Genomic DNA, 12,234 nt, shown 5'->3' with positions numbered 1-12,234 from the left:
GGAAAAATCAGAGATTTCCATGCACCCAGGCTTACCCGTGGATTTGGGAGCAATGACCGGACTTGATCCCGGGAGGGGAACGAGCCAAAATAGCAAACACTCGTCCCCTTCCACGAAAACCGCCCGTTCATTCGGTGCCATTTGCCCTGATTGAACGGCGGGGGGTGATTGCCATCATGGCGATTCCTACCGGCATGTTGTTGCCGACGTTGTCGAAGGCGAAGATCAAAGCCCATGGGAATTATGGTTGCACGAAGCCGCGACGGCGAAACGCTGAAGAGGACGAAAATGCCGGAGCTCTCCTGGATCTGGCCCCACGGAGCTTGCAATTTTGAACCTCCGCCTTTTGGATGGCTTGCGTAAGGGCCGTTCCTTTGGTGACTTATGCCGCTGCGACACAAACTCCTGCTTTTGGATGACGACCAGGACCTGGTCGAGTTGTACCGGGAGTTCTTGGGGCGGCTTCCCAGCAAACCGGACATCCATACGGCCACGTCCGGGGCCAGGGCCATTGCGTTGCTGGAGTCAGAGCCTTTTTCACTGCTCATCTCGGACCTCAACATGCCGAAGATGGACGGTTTGCAGGTTTTGACCATCGTTAAGCGCAAATTTCCCCAGTTACGGACTGCGGTGATGACCTCTGTGGTGGACGAGCAATTTCGCGCCCGGGCCTATTCCATGGGGGTGGATTTGTTCCTGGAGAAACCCAATACCACTCAGGAGATCAATTTCTTCCTCGATTGCATCGAATCATTGCTGTCGAAGGAGGACAATTCCGGAGGATTTCGGGGGGTTCAAAGCAAGAGTTTGGTCGATTTAATCCAGTTGGAGTGCCTTTCCCAGAGCTCGTCCACCCTGAAAATCACGCATGGTCAATTGGAAGGGCGCATCTATATCGTCAATGGGGAAATCATTGACTCGTCCTACCTGGATTTATCCGGGGACAAGGCTTTCTTGAAGGTGCTTTCGTGGAAGGCGGGTAATTTCGAGATCTTGCCGGCCGAGCCCGAACGTCCGCGCACGATTTTCAACTCTTATCAAGGTTTGCTGCTGGAAACCACCCAAGCCCTGGATGAGGCGGCCGGGGTCGATGGGGGATGAGGCGGCACCGAGGTGGTTTCGACGGGGGCTTCGAAGTCACCGCTGGCCGATTTGGCGTCTTTCTCCGGGGTCGAATTCCTGCTGACCTTGGAAGGGGATAAACAAAAGCATGATTCCTGGGGACTGGAGAATGCGGAGAAAGTTGCCGATTGGGTTCGTATGAGCTCCAAGCACCTCCGCGAGCTGGGTGAACTGCTGAACGCCGGCCAGCTTCAGCGCGTGGAGGGCAGCGGTCCCCAGCGGTACATTGTCACGGTGTCCTCGAAAGGCCGGGATTTATGCGTCGGTTTCCATCGCTCCATGTCCCAAGACATCATGAGGGAGACCATTAAGAAGATTGTTTCCAAATGGGTCTCCTAAGCCTCTTCACCAAGTCTGCAACCCCCGGACTGATCCGGTTGCCCTCCGGCAGTTTCACCATCATGCCCGACGGTAAGATTGTGGCGTCCACCCTTCCCCAGTCCTTTCCGATCACCCATGTGAAGGAGATTGGAAAGCATGTTTTGGCGACCTTCGCTCTGGCGCGCAACACGGCGGCGCCCCTCAGCGAGCTGGTCATCGATTACGCGTCCTTGAAGATCACGGCGAAAGAGATGCGGGGCGGGGCGATGATTTTCCTTGCTCCGAGGGACTTGACCCAAAAATAGTGCTGACACCGTTTTGCTGAACATGGAACTTTAACAACTGGATCAGCTCATCTCTCAGCTGGAGCATCATCTGGAATGCTGGAAGCAGTTCAACAGCTATCTCGGCTTGGCCAGGACGAAGAAGTTTGAGCAGGAGGATGAGAACCAATTCTTGGAGATCAAGAGTGTGATCGCCCAGGAATTGGAGATGATTTTCTCGGTCCTTGATGTGGCGTCTCCTTCCAAAGAGGAGATCCACAAGTTGCTGAGCGCCGCGTCTTCTGTTCGAGCCTTGAGCGACACGAACGAGCAAGTGCTGCGAAACCTCGAAAACGACTGGCACAAGATCTATATCGCCTGGCAGTCGATTTTGGGCCAGCTGAAGGTCAAACATCGCGATCTTGGCTCGCAATCCACTTGGTCCCGCTTGTTCGGCAGGAAAAAGAGCTGAGATTCTCCTTGGGACGTTCTGCGATCGAAGCTAGGCTTCTCCCTGGCGCCGGCGTGCGCCTTTTTACCATTTATGAGCAGATATTTGGACATGGTGGACCATCCTGACCACGTGAAGAAACTCACGCTGGAGCAGTGCAAATTCCTGGCCGAAGACCTTCGCCAAGAACTGATCACGAAGTTGGCCAAAAATGGCGGCCATCTTGGCCCGAATTTGGGCGTGGTCGAGCTCACCATCGCGCTCCACCGGTGTTTCAGCACGCCTCACGACAAGTTCGTTTGGGACGTGAGCCACCAGGTCTATGTTCACAAGTTGCTGACCGGCCGCAAGAACCGCTTTCACACCATTCGCACCACGGGCGGGTTGAACGGATTCGCACTGCGAACGGAGAGCGAACACGATTGCTACGGCGCGGGTCATGCCGGCACCGCGTTGTCCGCCGCGCTCGGCATGTGCGCGGCCCGCGATCAGCGTGGATCCAACGAGCACGTGGTCTGCATATTTGGCGACGCGGCGCTCACGAACGGCATTTCGTTTGAGGCGCTCAACAACATCGGCCATACCACCCGCCGCTTCATTGGGGTGCTGAACGACAATGAATGGAGCATCGCGAAGAACGTCGGCGCCATTGCCTCCTATCTCAACAAGTTGATCGCCAATCCCCGCTACAACCGGTTCCAGCGGGACTTTGCGACCTTCCTCAAACGGTTTTCCAAGGGCGAGGTCGCGGTCAATCTCGCGCACAAGGCCGAGGAAGCCCTCAAGGGCGCGGTGGCCGACCTGGCCCTGAAACAGTCCGGGGATGCCACGGACGGCCGCGGCGGATTCGGTAGCAGCTTGATCTTCGAGGAATTTGGATTGCGCTATCTGGGGCCGATCGACGGTCACGATCTCGAAAGCGTGCTGGCAGCCCTCGAATACGCGAAGACGTGCGATCAACCGGTCGTCCTCCATGTTCTGACCAAGAAAGGCAAAGGATTCGAAGCCGCCATCCAGCATCCGGAAAAATTTCACGGACTGGGGCCGTATTGCGCGGACACGGGGGAAACACCGCCGAGCAAACCCGGCGCGCCGCTCAACTTCCAAGACGTTTTCGGGAAGACCATGGTGCGGCTGTGTCAGAAGGACAACTCGATCGTGGGAATCACGGCGGCGATGCCCAGCGGGACCGGCTTGAAGGCCCTGGAAAAGGCGATGCCGTCCCGCTATTATGATGTGGGCATTGCAGAGGAACACGCGGTGCTTTTTGCGGCCGGCATGGCGACCATGGGTTTCCGTCCCGTCTGCGCCATCTACTCGACCTTTCTGCAGCGGGCCTACGACTGCATTCATCACGACGTGTGTTTGCAGGATCTGCCCGTGATTTTCTGCATGGATCGGGCGGGGCTTTCCGCCAACGACGGACCCACTCACCACGGGCTGTACGACATCGCGTATTTGCGGTGCTTGCCGAATGTCGTCGGGATGGCGCCGAAGAACGAGGACGAGATGGTGGACATGATGTTCACCGCCACGCACCAGAAGCATCCGGTGTTCATTCGATATCCGCGCGGGGCCGGCGAGGGGATTCCGATCAAGGATCAGCCTGAGTTGTTGGAAATCGGCAAGGCGGAAGTGGTGAAGAACTTTCACGAGGGGACGCGGAGAGTCGTCTTCATCAGTCTCGGCAACATGTTGGGCCTGGCCCATAAGGCCAGCCAGGCCTTGCTGGCGGAAGGATTCGACTGTGCCATTCTCAACGCGAGATTCTTCAAGCCTTTGGACGAGGACAGCCTGAGCTTTTTCGCCAGCGCCGCGGACGTGGTTGTCACGATGGAGGACCATGTTTTGATGGGCGGATTCGGCAGCGCCGTGCTGGAGTGTCTGAGCGAGCGACGCATTGCCACGCCAGTCGTTCGAGTCGGCTGGCCGGATGTCTTTGTCGAACATGCCTCGACCGTCGATTATCTGCGCGAGCTGCACGGCCTCACCGTGGCAAGCACTCTGGCCAAGGTGCGCGCGGCGCTCGGTCGCGACACGACGGTGAAGGTGGCGGCTCAAGCGTGAATTCCGACGGTCCGGAGCCGAATGGTCCCCCCCCTCAGCCGGGCGAAATTCTGGTTCTCGAAGTGGAGGATTTGGCCTTTGGCGGAGAAGGGGTGGCTCGCCATCGCGGGTGTGTCGTTTTCGTTCCCTTCTCCTTGCCAGGCGAACAGGTCGAAGCCGAAGTCGTGGAATCCAAGAAGCGCTTCGCGCGCGCCCGCTTGTTAAGAGTGCTGCGCGCCTCGCCGGAGCGAGTCCCGCCCGTTTGCCAACATTATGGCGAATGCGGCGGCTGCCAGTATCAACACGCCGCCTATCCGCTTCAATTGAAAGCGAAGCACCGGCAGGTGGTCCATCTTCTCGAAAGAATCGGGGGATTCGAGCGCCCGCCGGTCGCGGATGTGATCCCGTGTCCACAACCCTATCACTATCGCAACCGCCTGATGCTGCGTAGCCAGTGGTGCAAGCCTGAGCAACGACTGAGGGTTGGATTCCTGAAAGGTTCCAGCCGGTTGGTCATCGATATCGAGTCATGCCCCATCGCGGAGGAGGCGCTGAATGCGCAGATCGCGGAAGTTCGAGCGCATCCGCCCCCGAAAGGCGGTTTGAAAGTGGTTATTCGTGTGATGCCGGAGGATTGGGAGGTTCCGCGGGATTCGTTCTTCCAGAATAACTTTCACCTGCTTCCGGCCCTGGTGGAAACGGTCAGGGCCAGTGTCCTTTCCGGCGGCGCCCGGCATTTGATCGATGTGTACTGCGGGGTGGGATTCTTTGGCATCCAGCTCGCCAGTTCGGTGGAATCCTTCCTGGGGGTCGAACTTGACCGGCCCGCCATCAAGGCGGCCCGGAACAACGCCCGGCGATTCGGGGCCGCCAACGGTGAGTTCATCGAAGGCGACGCGGGAACGTTGCTGCCAGACCTTGTCCGGCGATTTCCCCCGGATTCAAGTTGCGTGCTGCTCGATCCCCCGCGCGTTGGGTGCAGCCCGTCTTCCCTCAACACTTTGATTGAAGCGCGCCCCCGGCAGATTCTCTACGTGTCCTGTCACCCGGCCACTCTGGCGCGCGACCTGCGCGCACTCTGCGATCAAGGTTATCGGTTGGAACAAGTCACCCCGCTGGACATGTTTCCCCAAACCCAGCACGTGGAGTGCGTGGCGGACTTGCGCGCCGGCCAGATCCAGGCTGTGGCTTCAGACACCCTGACCCCAAGCGGGAGATGCGGGACGGATGCACAAAGGGTGTGAGACCAGCGTGACGTGAAGCGGCTCAGTCGCAAGCCGGAGGCTTGCCAGCTTTTAGCCGGTGGTTGAGGAGCGTAGCGACGATACCACCGGGCCGCCGGGTCGCCCAAGCATGTGCATCCCGGAGGGATGGCAGCGTCCCAGGTGCCCATACCCGGGGTGTGCGGGTTTCAGGTCTCCAGGGCGGACTCGTCACCGCGAGCCGGATGCAATGGAACCGGGAAATGGTGTGAACGCATCAGGTCAGGCGAAGATGGCTCGAACGACGTCGCCATGGACATCGGTCAGCCGGAAATCCCGGCCTGCATGACGGTAGGTCAGCTTTTCGTGATCGATGCCCAGCAAGGCCAGCACGGTGGCGTGAAGATCGTGCACGTGCACCTTTTGGTCAACGCAGTAGAACCCATATTCATCCGTCACCCCGTAGCTGAAGCCGCCGCGCACCCCTCCGCCGGCCATCCACATGGTGAAAGCGTGGGGATGGTGATCGCGCCCGTTGGAACCCTGAAGGGTCGGGGTGCGTCCGAACTCGCCTCCCCAAATCACCAGCGTTTCATCCAGGAGGCCTCGCGCTTTCAGGTCGTGGAGCAGGGCTGCGATGGGGCGGTCCACCTCGGCCGCAAGGCGCGAATGATCTTCGGCGAGTTTGTCATGTTGATCCCAATAACCATGGGAAACCTGGACAAATCGGACTCCTCGTTCGCTGAAGCGCCGGGCGAGCAAGCATTGCCGGGCGAAGGTGCCCGTCGCAGGCTCGTTCAATCCGTAAAGCCGCCGGGTCGCGTCGCTTTCCCCGCGCAATTCGAGCAATTCGGGCGCCTCGGTCTGCATGCGAAAAGCCAGCTCGAAGGATTCGATGCGAGCTTCCAGCGCGGCATCCCCTCCCCGGTCCGCCAAATGGTCGCGATTCATGGATTCGATCAGCTTCAGTTGCGATCGCTGCAGGTCCGGGTGGCTGGAGGCATGCTGGAGGTAACGGATGGTGGCCTGATCCACGGGGACGTCGCCCCCGATGCGTGTGCCGTGATGCACGGCAGGCAAAAATGCGCTGGCGTAGTTGCCGACGCCGCCGTGGCCGAGGGTTGGATTGATCGTCACAAAACTCGGCAAGCTTTGATTCTCAGTCCCAAGCCCGTAAGAGATCCATGATCCCATGCTCGGCCTGATCGCCGTGTCCGAACCGGTGTGCAGTTTGAGCAATGCACCCCCGTGCGCTTCGTTCGTACCATGCACCGTCTTGAGGAAGCACAAGTCATCGGACCGCGCTCCGGTCAATGGAAACAGGTCACTGACCATGGCCCCGCACTGGCCTCTGGGACGAAACTCCCAGAGCGGGCGGCCGAGATTGCCGGTCTTGGCAAACTGAACCCGTGGCTTGGCGAAAGGCAGGGGCTGGCCATGGTCCTGAAAAAGCCTTGGTTTATAGTCGAAAGTGTCCACGTGGGAAGGACCGCCGTGCATGAAGAGAAAAATGACTCGCTTGGCGCGCGGCGACAGCGGCGGCGTTTTCGGTGACAAAGGTCGAACCGAAGCCACGGTTTGGGCCGTCCCGGGCGAAAGCATGCTCCCCAACGCGAGGTGGCCAAAACCAAGGCCGCATTGGGCCAGCATGTGACGGCGGGTCACGGGGTGGGGCAGGTCGTGCGGCATGATCAGTCCAAATAAAGAAATTCGTTGGAGGCAAGCAGCGCGTGACAGAAGGCGGCGAACACCGGGTCCGCCGCGGAAGCGTAAATCTTGGAAGGCACTTCGCGCAAGGCCACCATGAATTCCCGCGCCCGACGCATCTCGCGTGGCGCAGGATCACGGCCCAACGCGATGCGGTGGGCCTGGGCCAGACGGCCCGATTCCGTCGCGGCTTCGTCCGTAGCGCGGCGCGCCAGGCGGATCGCGGCCTCGACGACATCCGGGCTGTTGAGGAAGTATAACGCTTGATGCGACACCACGGTGGCGTCACGCCGGGACGCACCCACGCTGGGATTGGCACAGTCGAAGATCGAGAACATGTCATAGACCCGGTCCCGGACGACAGGAAGATAGATCGAGCGCCGCTTCGACTGGAAAGGCGCCTGATCCCGCGGCGTGTACTCGTTGTTTTTCCAATCGACCAGGGTCCCGCCTTGGGTGCGATCGAGTTGGCCGGAAACTTCAAGGAGCGCGTCCCGGACCATCTCGCCTTCCAAACGTTTGCGCGGGAATCCGGAAAGCAAGGACGGCGACGTGGCGGACGCCGTTCTGAGTTCTCGCCGTCCGGAGTTCGAGGCAACCGTGACGGAATCCTGCTGGTAGGCTCGTGAAAGCAGGATGGCGCGATGAAGCTTCTTGAGATCCCAGCCGGAGCGAATGAATTCAGCCGCCATCCAATCCAACAACTCGGGATGAGTGGGAGGTTCTCCCCGAAGTCCGAAGTTGTCCGAACTCCGCACCAATCCTTCACCCAAAAAGGCCTGCCAGACCCGGTTGACAAAGACTCTCGCCGTCAGCGGGTGATCGGAACTCGTCAGCCACGCGGCCAGTTCGAGCCGTCCGCTGGCGTGGACGGGTACCGCGGGGGCGGGAGCGGATCGTTGTGCGCAAGTGATGAAACTCCTCGGGACCGGGAGTGGATCGGGGGTGAGAGGATTTCCACGGATCAGGACGGGAAGATTGGTGATGGAACCTTCCTGGACCGCCAGGGCTCGAGGGGGCTCGGGAGGCGCGGTATGCTTGAGTGCTTCCCGTTCAGCTTCCAGGGCCATCAATGCCAGAAGGGTGTCGCGTGGATATTTCTCACGTGGCTTTTCCGGCAGTGGTTTTCCCAGCGCCTCGTTGGCTTTCCGGACTGCGGCTTCGATCTCCTTGGCCAGCCTGTCGGTTTTGTCGCGATGCTTTCTCCATTTCGAGACGGCTTCCTCCGAGGCCAGCCAGCGTTCATTGAACTTCGAGACGAAGTCGAAATGCTCCATGGTTCGCGTGGATTTGAAAATGCCGGCCAAGGCGTAGTAATCGCGCGCGGGGATGGGGTCGTACTTGTGATCGTGGCAGCGGGAACAGCTGATGGTGAGCCCGAGGAAGGCGCGACCGACGGTGTCGATTTGTTCATCGACGATGTCGAGGGCCATTTTAGGCTTATCCTGTTCGGCGAGCATTTTCGGGCCCAGGACGAGCAAGCCCGTGGCGATCCATCGATCATGGCGCCCCGCATCCGAGAGACCTTCCGCCGGCAACAGGTCACCGGCAAGCTGCAGCTGAATGAATTGATCGATGGGGAGATTGTTTTGGAAGGCGCGAATGACCCAGTCGCGATACCGCCAGGCATTCGACATGACCTTGTTTTCGTCCTGCCCATTCGTATCGGCATAGCGAGCCAAATCGAGCCACCAACGCGCCCAGCGTTCTCCGTAGTGAGGAGAGGCCAGCAGGCGATCCAGCGCTCGCGCCCATGCTCCCGGCTTGCGGTCCTCCACGAACAGCGCAAGGTCTCGGGGAGAAGGGGGCAATCCGGTCAGATCGAAACTCGCCCGCCGCAACAATCTGAAGCGAGGCGCTTCCGAAACGAAGTTCAAGCCATGCTCGCGCTGTTTGGCCCGGATGAGGGCGTCGATGGCCTCGGAGGAACTGAGCTTTCCCAGTCGCTGGCCCGGAGTTGGATTTTGGCTCAGGGGCTTGAAGGCCCAATGATCCCCAGCCCGCGCCATCCCAGGAGGCTCGGCTCCTGGACAAGACAGGACTTGGACAAGCCAGAGCGGCAGCAAGCACCGTCCCAATGCTCGAATGGATCGGTGGAGGCGCCGCTTCATAGTTCCAAGCTCGAAGCACCCTTCGGAAGCGCGAGGCAGGCCAGGATGCGCCCGTGGTCGCGGCACCACGTGCCGGATTCCAGATGCTTCGCGGAAGAAACTTCCTGCAACGGTTGCAGGGGCGCAATCCGGCCAAACTTGGGCGCCGGATTCGATACATCCGATAGCCGAAGGGTGAAATCCGGGCAGGCGTAAGGCGCCTTCAGTTCGACCACGCGGCCCCGGGATTCCATGCGGGTCAATTCCTTGGCGGCCCAGTAGCGAGCGAGTTCGCTGAGTTTCACCCAGATCAAATGATCGAAACGCGATTTCAAGCGTTTGACTACTTCCCGAAAGACTTGGAATCCCAGTTCATAGCCGTTGAAGTAAATGCCCGTCCAATGGCAAACCATCATCGCGGGCTCCCCTCTCTCAATGACTTCCACCATGCGCCCCGTGCTTCCATCGGGTGAGATAAACCGGTCCGCCCCGACCGGATTGGTGCAATCCCACCCCCCGGTCCAATCTCCCGTGCACCCGAGGATGCTCACTACGCAGCGAGGATCCTCCGAGTCGAGTCCCGAGGCATTCTGCACCATCGGGGCGACGCTCCGCGTCCCTTGATCAAAAAGATCCCTGAAGTAATGGGGCACTTCGGCGCCGAACACGGAGCGCACGGACTCGAACGACGCCTGTGCGAGTTGGGGCCGGGCTTTGTTGCCGAATCCACCCGGTGTGGTAATCCCTTCGCACGGCAGTCCGATGTCCTTGAGAATGCGCAAGGCGTAAGCCATGTAGGAGGCGATTTCGTCCGCGCTCCTTCCCGTCGTCCACTCCCAGTTCTCCATGAATTTCAGCGAGTGATCCGCATGCGGATGGCCTGTCTTGAGATCGATGACCCGGGTATGAGTCACCATTTCGGGATGAATGTCCCAATGGGGAAGCAGAACCTCGCGCACCAATTGAATGGACTCGCGCAGCGCCTGAGCGCTCCAACCAGGCAGTTGGCGGTCGAGCCTGCCGACACAGGCCGGGTAGGGGACGACGCTGTACTTCCCTTTGACTCCCTCGGAAGCGCACCATTCGCCGAACTTCCGGACGAAGCCGTCTGGGATTTCATTGGGCCAATCCCGCCAGGGGCGGCGATAAACCGGGTTGGCCTGAGCGAACGCCTCGTCGAACTGAGGCATCGCAAACTTGTTCGTGTTCACCAGGCAGGTCGAATCGTCGATGATGAGTCCCACCGGAACGCGATGACGGGGATTGAGCACCTCGACGCCCGGGTGGGCTGGAGGCCGCTGTCCTGGCGACTGGGCGGAGATTTCACTCAGGCCGAGGGTTCCCACCAGAGCCGCGCCGCTACCCGCGAGAAAGCGGCGGCGGGGAAGGGGCGAGGCTGGCCGGCGGTGCTTCATCGGGCCTCGCGAGAATGCAGCCAGGAGTGTCCAAGATTGATGAGTGACTTGGCCTTGAGGGATCGTTCCGCCAGCGGGAAGATGACACGCTCCTCCTTGTCAAAATGGTGCCTTGAAGCGAGCACCGCCGCCAGCAAGTGGCGCTTCGCCTGTTTCACGAGTCGTACTTCCCGAACCCTCGCCAGGTTTTCGTCGATGGCTTCGTGCTCCTGGTGGAAGATCGAATGCTGCCCGATTTGCTCGATGTAATGTTCCAGCGGCGCCAGCAACAGTTCGTCCTCGGCGGCGGAATGGGCTTCGAGAAGCGATTCCAGCAGGGCGGCCAGCGCGCGCACTTCACCCAGCGTCTTCAATTTCGGAATGCGCGACTCGAGATGATCGAAAATATTGTGGAACACCACATGTTCCGCGAGCAACGCCTCGGTGATTTTCATCCTCCGAACCCTAGGGTAAACCGGACGAAAGCTCAATCCACAACCGGGGAAAATTCAGCTCAAAGCTCAGGCATTGCCGAGAGCAGCTCCCGTCGAAGAAAGGAAGCGCTGCCAGGCGGCGAGGTCGTCCACGTCCTCGAGTATTCCCATGAGATCGATCTTCAGTTTCGCCTCTTTGCACCGGCGCAGTGTCTCACCCAGCACTTGGTCCGTGCTCCACGGGATTCCCCAGAAGAGTGCGGGCTGAGAACGCTTCAATCCCAGGAGCCAGTAACCCCCGTCCGTGGCGGGACCCACCAACGTGTCGCACCCGCCCAGCCGGCGAAATGCGGTGCGGACGTCTGAAGCGGTGACGTACGGACAGTCGGATCCCAGGGCAATGACTCTTTCAGCTCCTTGTGCAAAGGCCTCGTCAAAGGCCCGGTTCAAACGGTCACCCAAATCGCCCGGGCCTTGAGGGCGCGATTGCCAGCCCGTTTCGAGCCAAGGTTCGATCCGCGACGCTTGATCGTCGGGCGTGAAACAGAGTGAAACGCTGGAAAATCCGCGGAATTGGCGAAGGAGATGGCGCACCAGCGTCTCATACGCCTCACAGGCTGCGGCACTTCCCAAAGTAGCGGCCAGTCTCGTCTTGACCGTTCCGGGCACGGGAGCTTTGACAAAAACGAGCAATCGGTCTGTGTCTCGTGAGCCCGGTGGCATGGGAAGCAATCTAGTTGGATCGGGTGCCCGTGGTGTGGACCGCACGAGCGTGATCAAGGTGGTGAACGCCCGGCTTGGCCGAGGGATCGCGAAACTCCAGTCGCGCCAGGGGCAGGGCAGGGGTATCGCTGCACTGAAGATTTTGAAACAACGGCCTGCCGTACGCATTCCGTCCTCGGCCGGGAATCGTGGCCAGGAATCTTCCGTCGCGCTCCATGACGAAAGCCGCCAGGCCGCCCGGCTCCGTGGAGGCCTCATACCGAACCCGGCAGGAGGGTGGTTCAACGGGTGGGGCGTTGGTGGAGGGCGGACGCTGGGCCTGGATCAAGGGAGCCAGGACCAACCCCAAGGCCAGGCCCATCGGACGGAGTGATGATCGCGCTGGGAGTAAACTCAGGAACACCCGGCCGGCTTGATCGAGCAGGCCATTCGAAATTCGGCGGGAGTTCACGCGCTCATCTGAGCAAGCCGTCGTTCAAAA

The 12,234-nt window shown here is 60.0% G+C and carries 12 protein-coding genes; 7 read left to right on the top strand and 5 right to left on the bottom strand.

Annotated elements, in window-relative coordinates; all coding sequences use genetic code 11:
* Positions 1 to 134: 134 nt before the first annotated feature.
* The 7 genes from FJ404_17820 to FJ404_17790 all read left to right on the top strand — a co-directional run bounded on the left by FJ404_17820 (position 135) and on the right by FJ404_17790 (position 5,447).
* Complete coding sequence (locus tag FJ404_17820; GenBank protein ID MBM3824713.1) at positions 135 to 335, top strand: hypothetical protein; 201 nt, start codon at positions 135 to 137, stop codon at positions 333 to 335.
* Between the two features lie 49 nt (positions 336 to 384).
* A complete protein-coding gene (locus FJ404_17815) occupies positions 385 to 1,101 on the top strand; it encodes a response regulator (GenBank protein MBM3824712.1) in 717 nt (238 codons plus the stop codon).
* Positions 1,102 to 1,113: 12 nt separating this feature from the next.
* A complete protein-coding gene (locus FJ404_17810) occupies positions 1,114 to 1,461 on the top strand; it encodes a hypothetical protein (GenBank protein ID MBM3824711.1) in 348 nt (115 codons plus the stop codon).
* Complete coding sequence (locus FJ404_17805) at positions 1,449 to 1,748, top strand: hypothetical protein (GenBank protein MBM3824710.1); 300 nt, start codon at positions 1,449 to 1,451, stop codon at positions 1,746 to 1,748. The genes FJ404_17810 and FJ404_17805 overlap by 13 nt, the downstream gene beginning before the upstream one ends.
* Before the next feature lie 106 nt (positions 1,749 to 1,854).
* A complete protein-coding gene (locus tag FJ404_17800; protein ID MBM3824709.1) occupies positions 1,855 to 2,178 on the top strand; it encodes a hypothetical protein in 324 nt (107 codons plus the stop codon).
* A 72-nt stretch (positions 2,179 to 2,250) separates the two neighbouring features.
* Positions 2,251 to 4,224 carry a 1-deoxy-D-xylulose-5-phosphate synthase gene (dxs, locus tag FJ404_17795; GenBank protein ID MBM3824708.1) on the top strand — a complete coding sequence of 658 codons (1,974 nt, stop codon included), beginning with the start codon at positions 2,251 to 2,253 and terminating at the stop codon, positions 4,222 to 4,224.
* Entirely contained in the window at positions 4,221 to 5,447 is a 1,227-nt protein-coding gene (locus FJ404_17790; protein MBM3824707.1) for a class I SAM-dependent RNA methyltransferase, read from the top strand. The genes dxs and FJ404_17790 overlap by 4 nt, the downstream gene beginning before the upstream one ends.
* A gap of 240 nt (positions 5,448 to 5,687) precedes the next feature.
* Here FJ404_17790 and FJ404_17785 read toward each other — a convergent pair whose 3' ends face one another.
* The 5 genes from FJ404_17785 to FJ404_17765 form a co-directional block, all read right to left on the bottom strand.
* Positions 5,688 to 7,055: a DUF1501 domain-containing protein gene (locus FJ404_17785; GenBank protein ID MBM3824706.1), complete on the bottom strand. Its 1,368-nt coding sequence runs from the start codon at positions 7,053 to 7,055 to the stop codon at positions 5,688 to 5,690.
* A 41-nt stretch (positions 7,056 to 7,096) separates the two neighbouring features.
* A complete protein-coding gene (locus tag FJ404_17780; GenBank protein ID MBM3824705.1) occupies positions 7,097 to 9,223 on the bottom strand; it encodes a DUF1553 domain-containing protein in 2,127 nt (708 codons plus the stop codon).
* Positions 9,220 to 10,548, bottom strand: coding sequence for a hypothetical protein (locus FJ404_17775; protein ID MBM3824704.1), 1,329 nt, complete (start codon positions 10,546 to 10,548; stop codon positions 9,220 to 9,222). Before FJ404_17775 ends, FJ404_17780 begins: the two co-directional genes overlap by 4 nt.
* 65 nt (positions 10,549 to 10,613) lie before the next feature.
* Positions 10,614 to 11,051 carry a hypothetical protein gene (locus FJ404_17770; protein MBM3824703.1) on the bottom strand — a complete coding sequence of 146 codons (438 nt, stop codon included), beginning with the start codon at positions 11,049 to 11,051 and terminating at the stop codon, positions 10,614 to 10,616.
* A gap of 66 nt (positions 11,052 to 11,117) precedes the next feature.
* The gene (locus tag FJ404_17765; protein ID MBM3824702.1) at positions 11,118 to 11,921 is read right to left on the bottom strand and encodes a glycosyltransferase; all 804 of its coding nucleotides are present in this window, start codon (positions 11,919 to 11,921) and stop codon (positions 11,118 to 11,120) included.
* Between the last annotated feature and the right edge of the window lie 313 nt (positions 11,922 to 12,234).

The sequence above is a fragment of the Verrucomicrobiota bacterium genome (genome assembly GCA_016871495.1).
Lineage (GTDB): Bacteria > Verrucomicrobiota > Verrucomicrobiia > Limisphaerales > VHDF01 > VHDF01.
This window is presented reverse-complemented; position numbering and strand designations above follow the sequence as displayed.